Consider the following 19480-nt stretch of genomic DNA (forward strand, 5'->3'; position numbering starts at 1 on the left):
GGGCCGCCGGATGACGCTCAGAAGCCCAGCTTGCGCAACTGCCTCGGGTCGCGCTGCCAGTCCTTCGCGACCCGCACGTGCAGGTCGAGATAGACCCGGCTGCCCAGCAGCTCCTCGATCTGCCGGCGGGCGTTCGTGCCGACCTCCTTGAGCCGGCTCGCCTTGTGACCGAGGACGATGGCCTTCTGGCTGGGCCGTTCCACGTACAGGTCGGCGTAGATCTTCATGACCTGACCCTCGGGGATCATCTCCTCGACCACCACGGCGATGGAGTGTGGCAGCTCGTCGCGGACGCCCTCCAGGGCCGCCTCCCGGATCAGCTCGGCGACCATCACCTGCTCCGGGTCGTCGGTCAGCATGTCGTCCGGGTAGAGCTGGGGCGACGGCGGCAGGTATTTGGTCATCACGTCGACGAGCGTGTCCACCTGGTGCCCGGAGACGGCGCTCACCGGCACGATCTCGGCGAACTCGCCCAGCTCGCTGACCGCGAGCAACTGCTCGGCTAGCCGGCGCTTGTCCACCAGGTCGGTCTTGGTGACCACCGCCAGCACGGTCGCCTTCAGCTCGGCCAGCTCGCCGGTGATGAACCGGTCGCCGCGCCCCACCGGCTCGTCCGCCGGGATGCACAGGCCGATCACGTCGACCTCGGTCCAGGTCGAGCGGACCAGGTCGTTGAGGCGCTCACCGAGCAGCGTACGGGGGCGGTGCAGACCCGGCGTGTCCACCAGAACCAGCTGCGACTCCGGACGGTGCAGCACCGCCCGGATGACGTGCCGGGTGGTCTGCGGCTTGTTCGAGGTGATCGCGATCTTGGTGCCGACGATGGCGTTCGTCAGGGTGGACTTGCCGGCGTTGGGCCGGCCCACGAAGCAGCCGAACCCGGCCCGGTACGGACGCGGCTCCGGATCCCGGACGGGGCTCACTGGGTCACCGTGCCGAGCACGGTGCCGTCCGGGGCGGCCACGTGGATCGGCGCGTCCACGGCGAGGTCGCGTACCGCGGCGTGCCCGGCGCCGTCAAGCGTCGACGCCTCGGTCACCACCACCGCCGCCTCCAACCGGCCCGCACCGGCGGCCACGGCAGAGGCCACCGCCAACTGCAGGGCCGTGAGAGTCAGCGAGGGCAGCGCGACGCTGGCCGCCGCGTACGTCCGGCCGTCGGAGTCCCGGACCGCGGCCCCCTCCACGGCACCGACCCGCCCGCGGGCGCCCCGGGCCAGGACGACGAGCTTGCCGTCCTCGGCGCTCAGCGGTCCCGGTGCGGTGGGGGTGGGCCGGGCGGCGGGCGCGGCGGGTGTCTCAGGCATCGGCGGCTTGCCTCTCCTCGTCTCGGTAATGATCCGGGTCGTCCCCGGGGCCGGCATGGTCGCCGCGCCCGGTGCTGTCCTGCTCGTCGCCCGACTCCACCCTGCTGACCAGGACGGTGTCGATCCGGTTGCGCCGGCCCGTGGTGCCCTCGGCGACCAGCCGGAGGCCGGCCACCTCGGCCTGCGCTCCGGGGATCGGCACCCGTCCCAGCGACTGGGCGAGCAGGCCACCGACCGTCTCCACCTCGTCGGTGGGCAGATCGGCGCCGAACATCTCGCCCAGGTTCTCCACCGGCAGGCGGGCGGTCACCCGCACCGAGGAGTCCGCGAGGCGTTCGACCGGCGGGCGTTCGACATCGTACTCGTCGGTGATCTCACCGACGATTTCCTCCAGGATGTCCTCGATGGTGACCAGACCACCGGTGCCGCCGTACTCGTCGACCACGATGACCAGGTGGTTGCGGGCCGCCTGCATCTCCGACAGCAGATCGTCGACCGGCTTGGACTCCGGGACGAAGGTGGCCGGGCGCATCAGCTCGGCCACTGGCAACTGCTCGGCGTCCGGGTCGCCGCCCCGCGACCGCCGGATCAGGTCCTTGAGGTAGAGCACCCCGAGCACGTCGTCGACGCTCTCCCCGATCACCGGAATGCGGGAGAAACCCGACCGCAGGAAGAGCACCAACGCCTGGGCGAGGGTCTTGCCCTCCTCGATCCACACCATCTCGGTACGCGGGACCATCACCTCGCGGGCGATGGTGTCGCCGAGCGCGAAGACCGAATGGATCATCTGACGCTCGCCGTGCTCCACGACGCCGCGCTGCTCGGCCAGGTCCACCAGCTCACGCAGCTCCACCTGGCTGGCGAACGGCCCCTCCCGGAAGCCGCGCCCCGGGGTGACCGCGTTGCCGATCAGGATGAGCAGCGACGCGAGGGGGTTGAGCGCGCGGCCCAGCCAGCGGACCAGCGGCGCGACCGCCCGGCCCACCGCGTACGCGTGCTGCCGGCCGATGGTGCGCGGCGCGACACCGACCACCACGAAGCTGACCACGGTCATCGCGCCGGCGGTGACCAGCGCGGCACGCCAGCCGGCGCCGAAGCTGTCCACCGCGACCAACGCCACCAGCGTGGTGGCGGTCAGCTCGGCGAGCAGCCGCAGCAACAGCAGCAGATTGAGGTGCCGGACGACGTCCGAGGCCACGACCTGGAGGGTCCGGGCGCCGCGCACACCGTCCCGGGCCAGCTCGGCGGCCCGGGCCGGCGAGACCGCGGCGAGCGCCGCCTCGGTCATGGCGATCACACCGCCCAGCACCACCAGGCCCGCCGCGAAGACGATCAGTTGCAGGTCGGGAAGGCCGGCCGTGGGGCCGACCGCGAGTAACGAAGGAGTGGACATCACTGGGTGCGGGTCGACCGCCAGCTCGCCAGCAGTCGAGCCTGCAGAGCGAACATCTCGCGCTCCTCCTCCGGCTCGGCGTGGTCGTAGCCGAGCAGGTGCAGCACCCCGTGAACGGTGAGCAGGTGCAGCTCGTCGGCTGAGGCGTGCCCGGCGGTCGCCGCCTGCTTGGCCGCGACCTCGGGGCAGAGCACGATGTCACCGAGCAGGGCCGGCTCGCCGCCGGCGGGGGCGCTCTCGCCCGGACCGTGGTCGACGCTTCCCTCGTCCATCGGGAAGGCGAGCACGTCGGTCGGGCCGTCCCCACCCATCCAGCGGTGGTTCAGCTCGGTCATGTAGTCGATGTCGACCAGCAGCACGGAGAGCTCGGCGAGGGGGTTGACCCCCATCTCGTCGAGGGCGTGCCGGGCGACGGCGAGCACGGCGTCGGTGTCGACCTCGACACCGGACTCGTTGGCGATCTCGATGGACAACTGCTTTCCTCTGCTTTAGCGGCGGCGGCCGGACCGGCCGCCCTGGGCGGGTCGCCCGGGAACGGCGTGGACGCCCTGCGCCTGCTGGGTCTCCCGCTCGGCGTCCCAGCGGGCGTACGCGTCGACGATTTCCCCGACCAGCCGGTGGCGAACCACGTCGGAGCTGGACAACTGGGAGAAGTGCACGTCGTCGACGTTCTCCAGGATCTCCCGGACCACCCGCAGGCCGCTGCTCGTCCCGCCGGGAAGGTCCACCTGGGTGATGTCACCCGTCACGACGATCTTGGAGTTGAAGCCGAGTCGCGTGAGGAACATCTTCATCTGCTCGGGCGTCGTGTTCTGCGCCTCGTCCAGGATGATGAACGCGTCATTCAACGTCCTGCCCCGCATGTACGCCAGGGGCGCGACCTCGATCGTCCCGGCGGCCATCAGCTTCGGGATCGACTCCGGGTCGAGCATGTCGTGCAGCGCGTCGTAGAGCGGGCGCAGGTACGGGTCGATCTTCTCGTTGAGCGTGCCGGGCAGGAAGCCCAGCCGCTCCCCCGCCTCGACTGCCGGTCGGGTCAGGATGATGCGGTTGACCTGCTTGGCCTGGAGCGCCTGGACGGCCTTCGCCATCGCCAGGTAGGTCTTGCCGGTGCCGGCCGGGCCGATGCCGAAGACGATGGTGTTCGAGTCGATCGCGTCGACGTACCGCTTCTGCCCGAGCGTCTTGGGGCGGATGGTGCGCCCGCGACGGGAGAGGATGTCGAGGGTCAGGACCTCGGCGGGCCGCTCGGCGCTGCCCTGCTCGAGCATGCCGACGGTACGCCGGACGGCGTCAGTGGTCAGGGTCTCGCCTTTCTCGATGAGTTCGAGCAGCTCACTGAAGACCCGCTCGGCGAGGGCGTTGTCCGCGGGGGCGCCGGTGATCGTGATCTCGTTGCCCCGGACGTGCACGTCACTGGCGACCGAGCGTTCGACGAGTCGCAGGATCTCGTCGCCCGCGCCGAGCAGATTGACCATGATCTTGGAGTCGGGCACGGTGATCCTGGTCTGCACCCGGGGCGGGCCGGGAGGTGGGGTGCCGGTCATAGGTCGGGCCGAAGGGCCCTGCGCACCTGCTCTCGATCTCGGCGCCGGCCCTGCTGGCACGGCGTGCGGACGTTACACCCATCGTATCGGGTCAACGCGGGCCGCATCGCGCCCATTTCCGCTGGCCGCGATCAACTCCCGGCCCGGAAGTCGTACCGGTCGAAGGTCTCCTGGTGGCGGGTGAACCGGTAGGTCGCCCAGTGCATCCGGACCACCGTCCGAGCCTCGTCCCGGGTCAGCCGCAGCAGCTCGCCGACCTCCCGGCCGGAGACGGTCCGGAACACGTCCGGCCGGTCCGGCAGCGGTGCGAAGACCGCCGGGGGGCGGCCGGCCGCATCCCCGGCCCCGCGCGCCCGCAGGGCGCCGTCGTGCCAGGAGAAGACGTACTCGAAACCCTCGCCCCACCAGCGGCCGAGCACCCCCCGCAGGGCCGCCGGAGCGGGTGCGCCGGGCGTCCACGGCTCGATGTCGGCGGGATCGTGCTCGACCGCCTCGGTGAGCAGCCGGTGCGGCAGTTCGAGCAACTCGGCCGCCGTGCCGGACGAGCCGAGCACCGCGGCGCCCATCGCGCCGGCCGTGCCGTCGCCACCCCGCCGGCCGTACACGCCGGCCAGGAAGCCGGGCATCGCCCCGTCGTGCCCCACGTGCACCACCCGCTCGCCCTGCGGGACGAGGATCAGGCCGAGCCCGAAGCCGGCGCCCCAGAGCGTCTCGTCGGTCGTGGTCAACGGCCAGCGCATCTCGTCCAGGGTGCCCGGGGCGAGCACCGCGCCGGCCGGGTCGAGCGCCGCCGGGTCGGCGAGGAACGCCGCCCAGCGGGCCATGTCGGTCGCGGTGCTCCAGAGCTGGGCGGCCGGGCCCACCGCGCCGAAGTCGGTCGGCGGCTCCGGGTGCGCCTCGTCGGAGTACGCGTCGACCAGGTAGCCGGTGGCCGCCGAGGGCCGAGGGGTCACGGTCGTGTCGGTCAGCCCCAGCGGCGTCAGCACCCGCTCGGCGAGCACCTCCGCCCAGCTGCCCCCGCGCAGCCGACCGACCAGCAGGCCGAGCACGGCGAGGCCCAGGTTGGAGTAGTGGAAACGCCGGCCGGTGGGCAACACCCGCTCGGCGCGGTCCAGCCCGGCCACCAACTGCTCGGCGTCCGGCGCGTTCAGGGTGTCCCAGACGTCACCGAACGGCTCGCGTTGCAGGCCGCCGGTGTGCGACAGCAGCCGGCGCACGGTCAGCTCGCCGTGTGCGGGAAGGTCCAGGTGCCGGCCCACCGGGTCGTCCAGGTCCAGCAGCCCGTCGTCGCGGCACCCGAGGGTGAGCACCGCCGTGAAGGTCTTGGTGACCGAGCCGATCCGGAACTGGGTGCCCGGACCCAAGGGGCTGTCGGTGCCGGTGCCCCCGACAGTGCAGCTCCACAGCGGTCGGTCGGCCCGGTGCAGCGCCGCCGACACCGCCGGCACCCGGGCGTCGGCCTGCACCCGGCGGACCAGCCGGCCCAACCGGTCGTGCGCGTACGGGCCGGCCGTCACGCCAGGTCCCGGGCGAGCATCGGGCCGAGCGGCGTGCCACCGAGCAGGTGTGCGTGCGCGTGGAACACCTCCTGCCCGCCGTACACCCCGGTGTTGAACATCAGCCGGAACCCGTCGCCGAGCAGCCCCTCGTCATCGGCCACCGCGGCGGCCGTGGCGAGCACCGCACCGGCCAGCGCCGGGTCACCCTCGGCGAGCGTGGCGACGTCGGCGTAGTGCTCCTTCGGAATGACCAGGACGTGCACCGGGGCCTTCGGGTCGATGTCGCGGAAGGCGAGCGTGGTGGCGGTCTCCCGGACCACGGTGGCCGGAATCTCCCCGGCGACGATGCGGCAGAACAGGCAGTCGGATCCCATCGGGGCAGTGTAAGGACGCGGGGCACGGCTGAGGCAGGATGGCCGGCATGACGGATCGGGCGGTACTGGTGACCGGTTCCTCGCGCGGCATCGGCCGCGCGGTGGTGGAGGCGTTCGCCGCCAGCGGCGACCGGGTGGCCATCCACCACCGCGACTCCGGCGACGCGGCCGAGGAGCTGCGCGCGGGCCTGCCCGGCTTGGGGCACGTGGTGGTCCGCGCCGACCTCACCGACCCGGACGCGGTCCGGGCCATGGTCGACCGGGCCGCCGAACTGCTCGGCGGGCTGGACGTGCTGGTCAACAACGCCGGGACGTACGGCGACCGGGACGACCCGCACCCGATCTTCGGCGCCTCCTACGAGCAGTGGCAGCGGCGCTGGCGGCAGGTGCTGGAGACCAACCTGACCGGGGCCGGCAACGTCATCTGGTGCGCCGCCCAGCACCTGCGCGAGCGTGGCGGCCGGATCGTCAACGTGTCGTCCCGGGGCGCGTTCCGCGGCGAGCCGCACCAGCCGGCGTACGGGGCCAGCAAGGCGGGGCTCAACGCGCTGGGCCAGTCCCTCGCCGTGGCCCTCGCGCCGTACGGCATCACGGTGGCCACCGTCGCGCCGGGCTTCGTGGCGACCGACATGGTCACCGAGTACCTGAGCGGTGCGGAGGGCGCGGCGATCCGGGCGCAGAGCCCGTTCGACCGGGTGGCCCGGCCGGAGGAGATCGCCGCCGCGGTGCACTGGCTGGCGTCCCCCGAGGCCGAGTGGGCCTCCGGCACGATCGTCGACCTCAACGGCGCCTCCTACCTGCGCACCTGACCACCCGCCAGCCCGCGCCGCCACCGGCCAGGGCCTCCCGCCTGCTCATCACGTCCTTTGCTCTGCTTCAACCACCGCAACACTCAACGGCCGAAACTGTTGCGTCAGTTGAAGCAGAGCAAAGGACGCCGACAAGGTGGGATGCCTGGGTCGGGGCACGAGTCACCACAGCTAGCGGTGGGACTACCAGCGGCCGAGGCGGGTGGCGAGCACGCTGAGCGCGGCCACGCCGGCCGTGGAGGTCCGCAGCACCTCCGGCCCGAGGCGTACCGGCCGGCCGCCGGCCTCGCGGAAGGCGGTCAACTCGGCCGGGGCGATGCCGCCCTCGGGGCCGACGACCAGGACGATCTCGCCGATGGAGGGCAGGTCGGCGGTGGTGAGCCGCTCCTCGGCCTCCTCGTGCAGGACGAACCCGGCGGCGGCGCCGGCGATGCGGCGGGCGACCGTCGCGGTGGACTCGTCCGGCGCGCCGGCCACCACCGGCAGCCAGGGCCGGCGGGCCTGCTTCGCCGCCTCGCGGGCGGTGGCGACCCACTTCTCGCGGGCCCGTACGCCCCGGTCGCCGCGCCACTGGGCCACCGAGCGCGACGCCGCCCAGGGCACGATCTCGTCCACCCCGACCTCGGTCATCGCCTGCACGGCCAGCTCGCCCCGGTCACCCTTGGCGATGCCCTGCACGGTGACGATCCGGGGTACGGGCGCGTCCGCGTACCCCCGGGAGGTGACGGCGACCTCCAGGCTGCCCCGGCCGACGGCGGTGACCACGGCGGCGGCCGTGCCGCCCCGCCCGTCGGCGAGCAGCAGCTCCTCGCCGACGCGCAGCCGCTGCACGGTGGCGGCGTGGTGCCCCTCGGGCCCGTCGAGGGTCAGCGCGTCGCCGGTGGGCAGCGCGTCGACCAGGAAGAGCGGCGCGGACACGTCAGGCGTGGCCGTTGAACGCGTCGCGCATCCGGGAGAAGAAGCCGCCCTGCTTGGTCAGCTCGGCGACCTCCTCACCCCGGGTCTTGGCGAAGTCGCGCAGCATCTTCTCCTGGTCGGGGTCGAGCTTGGTGGGCGTCCGGACGTCGAGGTGCACGTAGAGGTCGCCCCGGCCGGTGCCGCGCAGGTGCGGCACACCCCGGGCGCGCAGCCGCAGCGTGCTGGCCGGCTGGGTGCCGGCCTTGACGTCGACGGTCTCCTCGCTGTCCAGCGTCTTGATGGTGAGCCGGGTGCCCAGCGCGGCGGCGGTCATCGGCACGGTGACCCGGCAGTGCAGGTCGTCGCCCTTGCGGGAGTAGACGTCGTGCGGCCTCTCGTGGATCTCCACGTAGAGGTCACCGGCGGTGCCGCCGCCCGGGCCGACCTCGCCCTGCTGGGCCAGCCGGATCCGCATGCCGTCCTCGACACCGGCCGGGATCTTGACGGTGAGCGAACGGCGGGTGCGCACCCGGCCGTCGCCGGCACAGGTGGGGCAGGGGTGCGGGATGGTCGTGCCGTAGCCCTGGCAGACGGTGCACGGCCGGGCGGAGACCACCTGGCCGAGGAAGGTGCGCTGCACCGACTGCACCTCGCCCCGACCGCCGCACGCCTCGCAGGTGGCCAGGTGGGTGCCGGCTGCCGTGCCGGCGCCCGAGCAGGTGGTGCAGAGCACCGCGGTGTCGACGGTGATCGGGGCCTCGACGCCGAACGCCGTCTCGTGCAGGTCGAGTTCGAGCCGCAGGATCGCGTCGGCGCCCGGCCTGGTCCGCGGCCGTGGGCCACGGGCGCCACCTGCCGCGCCGCCGAAGAACGCGTCCATGATGTCCTGGAAGCCGACGAACGGGCCGGCTCCGCCCGGACCACCCGGGCCGCCCGCGCCGCCGCCTCCCGGGGCGAGCGGGTCGCCACCCAGGTCGACGATCTGCCGCTTGCGGTCGTCCGAGAGGACCTCGTACGCGGCGTTGATGTCCTTGAACTTCTCCTGGGCCTCCGGGTCCGGATTGACGTCCGGGTGGAACTGGCGTGCCAGCTTGCGGTAGGCGCGCTTGATCTCGTCATCGGAGGCTTCCCGGCTGACACCGAGGATGCCGTAGTAGTCCCTGGCCACTGCGTTCCGTGTCCTCATGTTCGTCTCGCGTTACGCCGACCGGCGGCCGCAGCCGGCCGTCGGCCCTGACTGGTCAGTTCTGGGCCAGCAGCTCGCCCACGTAGCGTGCCACGGCGCGCACCGTGGCGATGGTGCCGGGGTAGTCCATGCGGGTGGGCCCCAACACGCCGAGGCCGCCCACGATGGTGGCCCCCGGGCCGTACCCGGTGCTGACCACCGAGGCGGCGCGCAGGTTGTCGAACTCGTTCTCGTCGCCGATCAGGACCCGGGTCGTGCTGGGCTCGGTCTCGCCGATGAGCTTGAGCAGCACGACCTCCTCCTCCAGCGCCTCCAGGATGGGTCGCAGCGAGCCCTGGAAGTCGAGTAGGCCGCCCCGGGTGAGGTTGGCGGTGCCGGCCAGGGCGATGCGTTCCTCGTGCCGCTCGACAAGCGTCTCCAGCAGGACGGTGGAGAGGGTGGTCATCGCCGGACGCAGCTCGGCCGGCGCCTCCTCGACCAGCGCCTGCACCAGCGGCGGGGTCTCGGACAGCCGGGCGCCGGCGAGCTTCTCGTTGACGAGCCGGCGCAGGTCGGTGACGTCGTCGGCGGGGACCGGGCCGGGCAGCTCCACCAGCCGCTGCTCGACCCGCCCGGTGTCGGCGATCATGACGAGCATCAGCCGGGTGGTGGAGATCGGCACCAGCTCCAGGTGCCGCACCGAGGAGCGGGCCAGGCTCGGGTACTGCACGACGGCCACCTGCCGGGTGAGCTGGGCGAGCAGGCGTACGGTGCGGTGCACCACGTCGTCGAGATCGACCGCGCCGACGAGGAAGCGCTCGATGGCCCGACGTTCGGCCGGACTGAGCGGCTTGACCCGGGACAGCCGGTCGACGAAGAGGCGGTAGCCGCGGTCGGTGGGCACCCGGCCGGCACTGGTGTGCGGCTGCCGGATGTAGCCCTCCTCCTCCAGCACGGCCATGTCGTTGCGGACCGTCGCCGGGGAGACCCCGAGCTGGTGGCGCTCGACCAGCGCCTTGCTGCCGACCGGCTCCTGGGTGGAGACGTAGTCCTCGACGATGGCGCGGAGCACGGCGAGCTTGCGGTCGTCCAGACCCATCCTCCGCACCTCCTGTCGCACGTCGGCCGGCGGCCCACCCGGGGCCGACGGCCGTCCTGGCACTCGACTGTAACGAGTGCCAGTCTACGTCGGCACCCCCGCCGACGCGATGATCAACGACAGGCCGTGGGTGCGGCCCGCGCCACCTTGCGCGGGCCGATCGGCCCGCGCGGCCGGGCGGTATCGCTCTGGTGCGACGTTGCCGCCGACACCTACCGTGACAGTCATGACTGAACCACCTCGCCCTCCCGGCGCGGGAGACCCCGGCAGTTACCCGCCGGAGCCGACTCTCCCGGGCTCGCCCTCCGCGGCCGAGCCGCCCACCGCACCACTGTCCGGGGCACCCGGCCCGGCCGGCTATCCCCCGGCCGGTGGCTATCCGCCGCCCACCGGTGACCAACCGCCGTCGGGCGGCTACCCTCCGCCAGGTGGTTACCCCCCGCCGGGCGGTTACCCCCCGGGCGGCCCGACTGGCGGCTATCCGACCGGCGGCGCCTTCGGCGGCCCCGGCGGCGGCTACGCCAACAACGAGGACAAGACCTGGGCGCTGGTCGCGCACTTCGGCGGCGCGGCCGGCATGATCATCAGTGGGGGCGTGCTCGGCTGGGTCGCCCCGCTGGTGGCGATGCTGGCCCGGGGCAACCAGTCCCCGACGGTCCGGGCGCACGCCGTCGCCGCGCTCAACTTCCAGCTCATCTGGTCGATCGTCGGCCTGGTCGGCTGGGTGCTCTCGTGCATCCTGATCGGCTTCATCGGCGTCGGGGCGGCCATCATCCTCGGTGCCGTGTTCGGCATCCTCGCCGGCATCAAGGCCAACGAGGGCAGCCTCTACCGCTACCCCCTCTCGGCCAACCTCGTCAAGTGATCCGGGCCGGCCGCTCCCCCGGCCGGTCCGGCGCACCGCCCGCACCGCCGGCCGGGGCGCGGGCTGACCGGCGACGGTCGGTCGCACCTGCCGGCCGGGCGGCGCGTCCGGGTCAGGGCAGCAGGTCGCGGACGACCGCGTCGGCGAGCAGCCGGCCGCGCAGCGTGAGCACCGCTCGGCCGACGGCGTAGTCCCCGGCGGCCAGCAGGCCGTCGGCGAGGGCCCGCTCGGCGCCGGCCCGGCCGGCCGCGTCGAGCACCGCCAGCGGCAGCCCGCTGGCGAGCCGCAGCCGGAGCATCACGTCCTCCATGTGGGCCTCGTCGACGGTGAGCACCTCGCGGGCCAGGCCGGGTGACGCGCCGGAGGCCAGCCGCTGGGCGTACGTCGTGGGGTGCTTGACGTTCCACCAGCGCACCCCGCCGACGTGGCTGTGCGCCCCCGGGCCGAGCCCCCACCAGTCCGCGCCGGTCCAGTAGAGCAGGTTGTGCCGGCACCGGGCCGCGTCGGTGCGCGCCCAGTTGGACACCTCGTACCAGGACAGGCCGGCCGCGTCGAGGGCGGCCTCCGCGGCCAGGTAGCGGTCCGCGGCGACGTCGTCGCTGGGGTACGCCAGCTCGCCGCGCCGCATCCGGGCGGCGAGCCGGGTGCCGTCCTCGACGATGAGGGCGTACGCGCTGACGTGATCGACCCCGGCGGCGACGACCTGCTCCAGGGTTGCGGCGAAGTCCTCGGCCCGCTCCCCCGGCGTGCCGTAGATCAGGTCCAGGTTGACGTGCTCGAACCCGGCGTCGCGTGCCTCCAGGGCGGCGGCGGTGGCCCGACCGGCGCTGTGTTTGCGGTCCAGGATCGCCAGCACCCCCGGGGAGGCGGACTGCATGCCCAGCGAGATCCGGGTGTAGCCGGCTGCCCGCAGCCGCCGCAACGACTCCGGGGTCACCGACTCCGGGTTGGCCTCGGTGGTCACCTCGACGTCGGCGGCGAGCCCCCAGGTGCGGTCGATGCCGTCGAGGATGCGGGCCAGGTCGTCGGCGGGGAGCAGGGTCGGGGTGCCGCCGCCGACGAAGACCGTGTCGACCCGGGGCGGCGGGCTGTCGCCGAGCACCCGGGCGGCGAGCGACAGCTCGGCCAGCACGGTGTCGGCGTACGCCTCGCGGCTGGCGCCCCCGCCCAGCTCGGCGGCCGTGTAGGTGTTGAAGTCGCAGTAGCCGCAGCGACTGGCGCAGAACGGCACGTGGACGTACACGCCGAAGCCGCGCGCGCCGACCGCCGAGGTGGCGGTGGCGGGCAGCGATCCGTCGACGGGGACGGTCTCACCATCTGGAAGGACGCCGGGCATGGCCACTAGTGTGCCCGGCATGACCTCTCCCGACGTCCTCGTGCGGGTCGCCACGGCCCGTGGGGTGACCACCCTCACCCTGGACAGCCCACACAACCGCAATGCGCTCTCCACCGCCCTGATGACCCAGTTGCTGGCCGGACTGGCCGACGCGGTGGCCGACGACGCGGTCCGGGTGATCGTGCTGGACCACACGGGCCCGGTCTTCTGCGCGGGCGCGGACCTGAAGGAGACCGCTGCGGCGTACGCCAGCGGCACGGTGCCGGCCGGGATGCTGGGGGACGTGCTGGCGGCGCTCTGGGACTGCCCGAAGCCGGTGCTCGCGCGGGTCGCCGGGCCGGCTCGGGCCGGCGGGCTGGGCCTGATCGCGGCCGCCGACCTGGCGGTCTGCGCCGACGAGGCGACGTTCGCCTTCACCGAGGTGCGGATCGGGGTGATCCCGGCGGTGATCTCGGCAACCGTGCTGCCCCGCCTGCACCCGCGTGCCGCCGCCGAGCTGTACCTGACCGGCGACACCTTCGACGGCCGACGGGCGGCCGAGATCGGCCTGGTCACGGCCGCCGTGCCGGCGGACGGGCTGGACGACGCGGTACGGCGCTACTGCGACTCGCTGGTGCGCGGCGCGCCCGGCGCGCTGGCCGGCGCGAAGGAGCTGCTGCGCCGACCGGGCACCACCGAGCTGCGGGCTGACCTGGCGCGGCTGTCCGCCCTCTCGACCGGTTACTTCCTCTCCGACGAGGGGCGCGAGGGGGTCCTGGCCTTCCGGGAGAAGAGATTAAGTCGATGGGTGGCCGCTCTGGACGGTGGTTCCGCTGATCATGCCGGGTAGGGGCGGGACGCGCCGCTGAACGTGCCGGGTAGGGCCGGGACGTGTCAATCGGTCAAGTCCTTGACCGGTCAATCGCTTCCCGGCGTCCAGGTCGGGTGACGTGGCAGACAACCCGGAGCCCGGTCGGCGCGGCAGGTGAGTTCGGCGCCGGAGCGGGAACGTCCCGATCGGTACGCGGCGGCAGCGCGGACCCCGAACCGGTCGGACGACCCGGACGACGCCACCGGGGACGTACGCTTGTCGAACTGTCGATCAGGGGGTGTGGGTGCGAACTCGGGCAGCCGTGGCGGGTGGAGTGGTGCTCATCCTCGTCGCTGTGATCGCGATCTGGCTCGTCGTCCGGCAGGTCGGGGATCAACTGCGACTGCCGCGGGCGGGACGCACCTGCACGGTCCAGGCCGACGGCCGGGTCGCGCTGGACGTCGAGCAGATGGCCAACGCGGCGACCATCGCGGCGATCGGCGCCCAGCGCGGAATGCCGGAGCGGGCCGTGGTGATCGCGCTGGCCACCGCCTACCAGGAGTCGGGGCTGCGCAACCTCGCCGACGGCGACCGGGACTCGGTCGGCCTGTTCCAGCAGCGCCCGAGTCAGGGCTGGGGCACGTCGGCGCAGATCCGCGACTCCCGCTACGCGGCGAACAGGTTCTACGCGGCGCTGAAGAAGGTGCGCGGCTGGGAGAAGATGCGGGTCACCGATGCCGCCCAGCGGGTGCAGCGCTCGGCGTTCCCCGAGGCGTACGAGAAGTGGGCCGACGACTCCGAGGTGCTCAGCAAGGCCCTGCTCGGCGACGTCACCGGCGCGGTGGCCTGCACGGTGGGGCGTACCCCGGTGATGCACGGCGCGGCGGCGACCGCCCAACTGACCCGCAACCTGGTGCTGGACTGGGGCGTGTCGAGCGCCGGCCCGGCCAGCCAGACCGGGCTGGCGGTGACGGCGGACGACCAGCGCGACGGTTGGCGGTACGCGCACTGGCTGGTCTCGCACGCCCAGGACCACGGGGTGAAGCGGGTCCGCTTCGGCGACCTGGAGTGGACCGCCCGCAACGGCACCTGGGGCCGGGTCACCGGCGAGCAGGGCCCCGCGGGTCAGGTGGTGGCCGAGGTCTTCGCCGAGGGCTGACGACCCGGATCTCTTAACCGGCAGTCACCGCACAATCGGGCACCGCACCACATGATGCCCAATTGACCACAGAAATCTCACTGTCCGCAGCAGTACCGCTGCACATGGTCTGGTCCGGGTCCGCCCGCGCCGCACGCCCTCCCCGATGTCTGGACAGTCGCGTTACGATCGGCGGCCTGTGCCAGAAATGGTTTCACCTCATGGGGAGGGGTACGACGCGGTGTTCGATTACGGCGACCGGACCGGCTACGAACCGATCAGCGACACTGACCGCAAGGAGTTCCACGAGCAGGGCTTCCTCCTGCTGCGCAACGTCCTGACGGAGGACCACCGGGCGGCGCTGGAGGCGGCTGTCGACCGCGTCTACGCGGAGGAGCAGGCCAAGGGCAACACCAAGAAGGACGGCACGCTGCACCTGCTGGGCTTCCTGGAGCGTGACGAGCTCTTCGGCGAGCTGCTCACCCACCCGATCGCCTTCCCGTACATGTGGGGGCTGGCCGGCTGGAACATCTACACCCACCACAACCACCTGGACGTCACCCCGCCGGCCGCCGAGCCGGAGAAGCCGTACTGGGGCTGGCACCAGGACGGGTACCGGCAGAACTCCGACCCGGAGACGATGGACCCGAACCTGCCCCGGCCGATGTTCTCGCTGAAGGTCGCGTACGTGCTGTCCGACCTGTCGCAGACCGGCCGTGGCGCCACCAAGGTCATCCCGGGCAGCCACCTGTGGAACTCGCTGGACCGGCCCAAGGACCTCAGCGTGCACAACCCGGACCCGGAGGGCACGGTGGAGATCACCGCGAACCCGGGCGACGCGTTCATCTTCGACCGTCGGCAGTGGCACTCCCGCTCGACGAACCTGTCGACCATCACCCGCAAGATGCTCTTCGTCGGCTACACCTACCGCTGGATCCGGCCGCTCGACGAGCTGCACCCGGACCTGAACGGCGAGTGGTACCGCAACCGCACCCCCGTGCAGCGCCAGCTGATCGGTGAGGGCACCCACACCGCCAACTACTGGGGCATCAACTGGGACGGGTACGTCGACGACGAGATCCCGCTGCGCAAGGAGCTCAAGGAGCGCGGCCTGCTCGACCGCAACATTCCCTGGCTGCGCTGATCACCTGCGTCTGCGAACGGCCCCCCGCCACCGTCGGCGGGGGGCCGTTCTCGTATCCGCTTCCGGGCCACCCGGTGCCGCGCTGTCGGTAGCGTGACGGCCGGCTACCCAACGCTGGCGTGTCGTCTCGGCACCGCGCTCAGCCGTGCGTTCCTCGCGGCGGCGCGGTCAGCCGCGCGAGGCCAGGCGGCGGCGGGCCTTCTCCCGGATCGGCTCCGGCAGGTCGTCCGCGTCGAGCAGGCGGGGCAGCAGCTCCGGCTCCAGGCTGGTCGCCCGGAACACCTCGCCGATGGTCACCCCGTGCGCGGGCCGCTCCACCACCTCGACCGGGTCGCCGGCACCCACCTTGCCCTCGCGCAGCACCCGCAGGTACGCCCCCGGGGAGGCCCGCACGGTGAAGCGCCGGATCAGGTCGGGCACACCCCAGAAGCCCGCGAACGTCGTGCAGGGAGTACGCGGCATCGTCACCTGGAGCACCGCTGTGCCCACCGCCCACTGTTCGCCGATGACCGCGCCGGTCACGTCGACGGCGTAGGTGGTCAGGTTCTCCCCGAAGCCGCCCGAGCGGACCGACCGGCCGATCTCGGCCGACCACCACGCGGCGTCCTCCTCGGCGTACGCGTAGACGGCCTTGTCCGGCCCGCCGTGCACGGCCCGCTCGCCGATGAAGTCACCGGCCAGGCCACCGGTGAGCACCGCCACGGGCCCGTCGACCGGTCGCTTGTCGATGCCGCTACGACCGCTCGCGTCGCCCGCCCACGCCGCCTCGGTCACGATGCCGAGGTTCACCGCTGCCACCCTGCCCGTCATGACGGACAGCCTAGGTGAATCCGCGGTACGGGCTTGACCTTGACGCTGCGTCAACCCCCCCGACTGACCGCCGGGGGTCGGGTCCGACCGGTCAGCCCTTGACGGCGCCGGCCACCAGGCCGGAGACCATCCGCCGCTGCACCAGCAGGAAGAAGATGATGACCGGCAGGGTGAACAGGGTGGAGGCGGCCATGACCGGCCCCCAGTTGGTGTCGTCGCGGCCGAAGAAGAACGTCATCGCCACCGGCAGCGTGTAGCGACCCTGGTCGTTGATGAACGTCAACGCGAAGATCAGCTCGTTCCACGCGGTGATGAAGGAGAAGATGCTGGTGGCGACCAGGCCGGGCGCGACGAGCGGGAACAGCACCCGACGGAACGTCTGGGCCCGACTCGCGCCGTCGATGGCCGCCGCCTCCTCCAGCTCCTTGGGCACTGCGGCGACGAAACCGCGCAGCATCCAGACCGCGAACGGCAGCGAGAAGCCGAGGTACGTGAGGATCAGGCTGGGCAGGGTGTTGTAGAGCCCGAGCCGCTGGATCATCAGGAACAGCGGGATGACCAACGCCTCCAGCGGGATCATCTGCACCACGAGCAGCATGATCAGGAAGCTGGTCCGCAGCTTGAAGCGGAACCGGGCCACCGCCGTCGCGGCGAGCAGGGCGACCAGGCCGCTGAGCACCACCGTGGAGACGGCGACGATCGCGCTGTTGAGGAAGAAGTCCAGAAAACTGACGCCGGGGATCAGGTTGCCGGTCAGGATCTCCCGGTAGTGCGCCAGCGTCGGGTGGGCCGGCACCGGCTGCGGGGTGGACGAGAAGATCTCGCTGCTCGGCTTCAACGAGGTCGAGATCATCCAGTAGACCGGGAACGCCGCGAAGAGCGCGACCAGCAGCCCGGCGGCGTTGAGGGCCACCTTCTTCACGACTCGTCCTCCTGCCTGAGCACCATCCGTACGTAGAAGCCGGTCACCACGAGCAGGATCAGCGTGAGGATCACCGCGATGGCCGCGCCGAGGCCGTACTTCGGTGGCGGAGAGAAGGCTTCGGCGTACGAGTAGATGGAGAGCATGAACGTCGGCCGGTCCTGGGTGCCGCCGGCCAGGACGAACTGCTGGGTGAAGACCTTGAAGTCCCAGATGGTGGAGAGCACGATCAGGATCCCGAAGACCGGGCGCAGCAGCGGGAACGTGATCTTCCAGAAGACCCGCCACGGGCTGGCACCGTCCACCCGGGCCGCCTCGTGCAACTCACTCGGCACGCTCTTCAGGCCGGCGAGCACGCTCACCGCGATGAACGGGAACGAGTGCCACACGACCACCAGGGTGAGGATGGCGAAGAAGAGCAGCGGCGAGTTGAACCAGCCGTAGCCGGTCCAGTCGCTGCGGCCGAACAGGGCGTGGGAGAACCCGTCCGGCAGCGCGTTGAACAGCCAGGTGACCAGGCCGCTGGTGTCGTCGAAGATCCACTTCCAGACGATCGTGCCGGTGAGCGCCGGGGTGGCCCAGGCGAGCATCACGCAACTGGCGACGAAGGTGGCCATCTTGCGGCCGAGCCGGTTGAGCAGCAGCCCGACCAGGGTGCCGAGCACCATCGTGAGCAGCACGTTCGCCGCGGCGAACAGCACCGTGTTGCGCAGCACCGTCAGGAAGAACGGGTCGGAGAGGATGTCGGTGTAGTTGCCGAGCCCCACCCACGGCCACTCCCGGTCGCCGCGCAACTGCCGGACGCTGTTGAGCCGGTAGAAGGACATCGCCACCACCTGGCCGAGCGGCCAGAGCAGCAGCACCCCGATGATGACGAGCGCGGGCAGGAGAAGCAGGTACGGCAGGCGGTCCACCGGGCGACGCCGCCGCGCGGGGGTCTCCCGCGCGGCGGACGTCTCGGCGCTCTTGGTCAGTGAGCTCACTTGCTGTTCAAGATGCCTTCCATCTCGGCGGCCGCGTCGGCGGTGGCCTTCTCGACCGTCTTCTGACCCTTCATGACCGAGCTGTTCATCGCCTGGGTCACCGTCTTCGTCCGGCTGACCTCCACCCACTTCGGGGTGAGCGGCGTGAGCTTGGTGTTCTGCATGGTGGTGGCGAAGGCCGCCATCACCTTGTCGTTGGCGTACGTGTCACCGGCGACCAGATCCTGGTAGACCGGGAAGAAGCCGAGGCTGCTCGCGAAGCTCTGCGAGTTCTTCTTGTTCAGCAGCACCGTCAGGTAGTCCCAGGCCAGATCCTGGCGCTCGCTGTCCTTCCAGATCGCCACGTCCGAACCGCCCGCGAAGCCGGGCGCGGCCTTGCCGTCCGGGCCGGGGATCGGGAACGTACCCCAGACCTTTTCGATCTCGGGGTTGTCCTTCTTGATGGCGGCCTGCTGCCAGCTACCGGCGAACGCCATGGCGGCCTTGCCGGTGGCGAACTGGGTGCGCGCGTCGATCTCGTTCCACCCGGCGGCGGCCGGCGGGGCCACCTTGTGGACGGTCACGAGGTCGGTCCAGTACTTGACGGCCCGCTGCGCCTCCGGCGTCGTGTAGCCGGACTTCCAGGCGCCGCCCTGGTTGGTCGCGATCTCCGCGCCAGCGCCCCAGAGGAAGGAGTAGAAGGGCAGCTCGGAGTTGCCCGGCAGCGCGATGCCGTAGGTGCCCGGCTTCTTCGCCTGCACGGTCTTGGCCACCGTGACCAGGTCGTCCCAGGTCTTCGGCGGCTGGACGCCCGCCTCGGCGAACCAGTCGGTGCGGTAGTAGATCGCCCGCACGCCCGCGTACCAGGGGACGCCGTACTGCTTGCCGTCGAGCTGCGCGTTGCGGACCAGGTCGGGCAGCAGGTCCTTGCCGTCGGCCCAGCCGCCCATCCGGCCGCTGACGTCGGCGAGCGCCTCCTGCGCGGCCCAGCCCTGGGTCTCGGTGTTGCCCAGCTCGGTGATGTCCGGTCCCTCACCACCGGCGAGCGCGGCCTGGAACTTCTTGGGCGCCTCCAGCCAGGGGATGTACTGCACGACCACATCGGTGTCGGGGTGCTTCTGGCGGAACTCCGCCTCGACGCCGTCGAGGAACTTGTTCTGCGCGTCGCCGCCCTCGCCCATCATCCAGACCGTGAGCTTGCTGTCGTCGCCCGCCTTGTCGTCGGAGCCTCCGCAGCCGGTCAGCACCATCGCGGCCGAGGCCACCACGGCGGTGACCGGGGCCAGCCGCTTCCACCTGTTCACGCCACTTCTCCCCTCGCGCCGCCTGGAACTTACCTTCTCCGCCGCACCTTAGTACGAAGAAATCCTTTACGACAGTGGGCGGGCAGGCCGAAGCGTCGCGACCGTACCGCAGGGAACCGA

Annotated in this window: 20 protein-coding genes; 5 read left to right on the forward strand and 15 right to left on the reverse strand. The window is 72.1% G+C overall.

Going from position 1 to position 19480, the window contains the following annotated elements:
• Positions 1–17: 17 nt before the first annotated feature.
• The 7 genes from era to ABZT87_RS12055 form a co-directional block, all read right to left on the reverse strand.
• Positions 18–923, reverse strand: coding sequence for a GTPase Era (gene era / locus ABZT87_RS12025; RefSeq protein WP_354862025.1), 906 nt, complete (start codon positions 921–923; stop codon positions 18–20).
• Positions 920–1306 (reverse strand): cytidine deaminase, encoded by a 387-nt coding sequence (locus ABZT87_RS12030; RefSeq protein ID WP_234587216.1) that lies wholly within the window; start codon positions 1304–1306, stop codon positions 920–922. Before ABZT87_RS12030 ends, era begins: the two co-directional genes overlap by 4 nt.
• Positions 1299–2723: a hemolysin family protein gene (locus ABZT87_RS12035; protein ID WP_354862038.1), complete on the reverse strand. Its 1425-nt coding sequence runs from the start codon at positions 2721–2723 to the stop codon at positions 1299–1301. Before ABZT87_RS12035 ends, ABZT87_RS12030 begins: the two co-directional genes overlap by 8 nt.
• Positions 2699–3172, reverse strand: coding sequence for an rRNA maturation RNase YbeY (ybeY, locus tag ABZT87_RS12040; RefSeq protein ID WP_007463954.1), 474 nt, complete (start codon positions 3170–3172; stop codon positions 2699–2701). Before ybeY ends, ABZT87_RS12035 begins: the two co-directional genes overlap by 25 nt.
• Positions 3173–3187: 15 nt before the next feature.
• Positions 3188–4246: a PhoH family protein gene (locus ABZT87_RS12045; RefSeq protein ID WP_354862027.1), complete on the reverse strand. Its 1059-nt coding sequence runs from the start codon at positions 4244–4246 to the stop codon at positions 3188–3190.
• A gap of 131 nt (positions 4247–4377) precedes the next feature.
• The gene (locus ABZT87_RS12050) at positions 4378–5763 is read right to left on the reverse strand and encodes a serine hydrolase domain-containing protein (protein ID WP_355135320.1); all 1386 of its coding nucleotides are present in this window, start codon (positions 5761–5763) and stop codon (positions 4378–4380) included.
• Positions 5760–6119, reverse strand: a complete 360-nt coding sequence (locus tag ABZT87_RS12055; protein WP_355135322.1) for a histidine triad nucleotide-binding protein — start codon at positions 6117–6119, stop codon at positions 5760–5762. The genes ABZT87_RS12050 and ABZT87_RS12055 overlap by 4 nt, the downstream gene beginning before the upstream one ends.
• Before the next feature lie 47 nt (positions 6120–6166).
• On the opposite strand from ABZT87_RS12055, the gene ABZT87_RS12060 reads away from it, so the two are divergent.
• Positions 6167–6928: an SDR family oxidoreductase gene (locus tag ABZT87_RS12060; protein WP_355135324.1), complete on the forward strand. Its 762-nt coding sequence runs from the start codon at positions 6167–6169 to the stop codon at positions 6926–6928.
• Between the two features lie 183 nt (positions 6929–7111).
• On the opposite strand, the gene ABZT87_RS12065 is transcribed toward ABZT87_RS12060, so the two are convergent.
• From ABZT87_RS12065 to hrcA, 3 genes are all read right to left on the reverse strand, one after another.
• Positions 7112–7846, reverse strand: a complete 735-nt coding sequence (locus ABZT87_RS12065; RefSeq protein ID WP_355067061.1) for a 16S rRNA (uracil(1498)-N(3))-methyltransferase — start codon at positions 7844–7846, stop codon at positions 7112–7114.
• 1 nt (position 7847) lies between these two features.
• Positions 7848–8993, reverse strand: a complete 1146-nt coding sequence (dnaJ, locus tag ABZT87_RS12070) for a molecular chaperone DnaJ (protein WP_172899204.1) — start codon at positions 8991–8993, stop codon at positions 7848–7850.
• A gap of 73 nt (positions 8994–9066) precedes the next feature.
• Positions 9067–10089, reverse strand: coding sequence for a heat-inducible transcriptional repressor HrcA (hrcA, locus tag ABZT87_RS12075; RefSeq protein WP_354862040.1), 1023 nt, complete (start codon positions 10087–10089; stop codon positions 9067–9069).
• A gap of 226 nt (positions 10090–10315) precedes the next feature.
• Here hrcA and ABZT87_RS12080 point away from each other — a divergent pair, with 226 nt between their 5' ends.
• Positions 10316–10954: a DUF4870 domain-containing protein gene (locus ABZT87_RS12080; protein WP_355135326.1), complete on the forward strand. Its 639-nt coding sequence runs from the start codon at positions 10316–10318 to the stop codon at positions 10952–10954.
• A gap of 112 nt (positions 10955–11066) precedes the next feature.
• Here ABZT87_RS12080 and hemW read toward each other — a convergent pair whose 3' ends face one another.
• Entirely contained in the window at positions 11067–12290 is a 1224-nt protein-coding gene (gene hemW / locus ABZT87_RS12085; protein ID WP_355135408.1) for a radical SAM family heme chaperone HemW, read from the reverse strand.
• 19 nt (positions 12291–12309) lie between these two features.
• Between hemW and ABZT87_RS12090 the strand changes: the two genes are divergently transcribed.
• The 3 genes from ABZT87_RS12090 (at position 12310) to ABZT87_RS12100 (ending at position 15362) form a co-directional block, all read left to right on the forward strand.
• Positions 12310–13119, forward strand: a complete 810-nt coding sequence (locus ABZT87_RS12090; protein ID WP_355135328.1) for an enoyl-CoA hydratase-related protein — start codon at positions 12310–12312, stop codon at positions 13117–13119.
• Positions 13120–13378: 259 nt separating this feature from the next.
• Entirely contained in the window at positions 13379–14239 is an 861-nt protein-coding gene (locus ABZT87_RS12095) for a hypothetical protein (RefSeq protein ID WP_355135330.1), read from the forward strand.
• Positions 14240–14459: 220 nt separating this feature from the next.
• Entirely contained in the window at positions 14460–15362 is a 903-nt protein-coding gene (locus ABZT87_RS12100; protein WP_354857982.1) for a phytanoyl-CoA dioxygenase family protein, read from the forward strand.
• 168 nt (positions 15363–15530) lie between these two features.
• Here the strand turns inward: ABZT87_RS12100 and ABZT87_RS12105 are convergent, their stop codons facing one another.
• The 4 genes from ABZT87_RS12105 to ABZT87_RS12120 all read right to left on the reverse strand — a co-directional run bounded on the left by ABZT87_RS12105 (position 15531) and on the right by ABZT87_RS12120 (position 19360).
• Positions 15531–16172 carry an MOSC domain-containing protein gene (locus ABZT87_RS12105; protein ID WP_355135332.1) on the reverse strand — a complete coding sequence of 214 codons (642 nt, stop codon included), beginning with the start codon at positions 16170–16172 and terminating at the stop codon, positions 15531–15533.
• A gap of 91 nt (positions 16173–16263) precedes the next feature.
• Positions 16264–17094, reverse strand: a complete 831-nt coding sequence (locus tag ABZT87_RS12110; RefSeq protein WP_355135333.1) for a carbohydrate ABC transporter permease — start codon at positions 17092–17094, stop codon at positions 16264–16266.
• On the reverse strand, positions 17091–18077 hold the full coding sequence (locus tag ABZT87_RS12115; RefSeq protein ID WP_355067055.1) for a sugar ABC transporter permease: 987 nt from the start codon (positions 18075–18077) through the stop codon (positions 17091–17093). Before ABZT87_RS12115 ends, ABZT87_RS12110 begins: the two co-directional genes overlap by 4 nt.
• A complete protein-coding gene (locus ABZT87_RS12120) occupies positions 18074–19360 on the reverse strand; it encodes a sugar ABC transporter substrate-binding protein (protein ID WP_354857971.1) in 1287 nt (428 codons plus the stop codon). The genes ABZT87_RS12115 and ABZT87_RS12120 overlap by 4 nt, the downstream gene beginning before the upstream one ends.
• Positions 19361–19480: the final 120 nt, after the last annotated feature.

Origin of the sequence: Micromonospora sp. NPDC005237 (genome assembly GCF_040607775.1) — a bacterium.
Lineage (GTDB): Bacteria > Actinomycetota > Actinomycetes > Mycobacteriales > Micromonosporaceae > Micromonospora.

Bases quoted from the DNA above. Each gene is read 5' to 3' on its own strand.
- ABZT87_RS12030 (WP_234587216.1), bottom strand. From the start codon at position 1,306: ATGCCTGAGACACCCGCCGCGCCCGCCGCCCGGCCCACCCCCACCGCA.
- ABZT87_RS12045 (WP_354862027.1), bottom strand. From the start codon at position 4,246: ATGACCGGCACCCCACCTCCCGGCCCGCCCCGGGTGCAGACCAGGATC.
- ABZT87_RS12055 (WP_355135322.1), bottom strand. From the start codon at position 6,119: ATGGGATCCGACTGCCTGTTCTGCCGCATCGTCGCCGGGGAGATTCCG.
- ABZT87_RS12060 (WP_355135324.1), top strand. From the start codon at position 6,167: ATGACGGATCGGGCGGTACTGGTGACCGGTTCCTCGCGCGGCATCGGC.
- hrcA (WP_354862040.1), bottom strand. From the start codon at position 10,089: ATGGGTCTGGACGACCGCAAGCTCGCCGTGCTCCGCGCCATCGTCGAG.
- ABZT87_RS12080 (WP_355135326.1), top strand. From the start codon at position 10,316: ATGACTGAACCACCTCGCCCTCCCGGCGCGGGAGACCCCGGCAGTTAC.
- hemW (WP_355135408.1), bottom strand. From the start codon at position 12,290: ATGCCCGGCGTCCTTCCAGATGGTGAGACCGTCCCCGTCGACGGATCG.
- ABZT87_RS12090 (WP_355135328.1), top strand. From the start codon at position 12,310: ATGACCTCTCCCGACGTCCTCGTGCGGGTCGCCACGGCCCGTGGGGTG.
- ABZT87_RS12105 (WP_355135332.1), bottom strand. From the start codon at position 16,172: ATGACGGGCAGGGTGGCAGCGGTGAACCTCGGCATCGTGACCGAGGCG.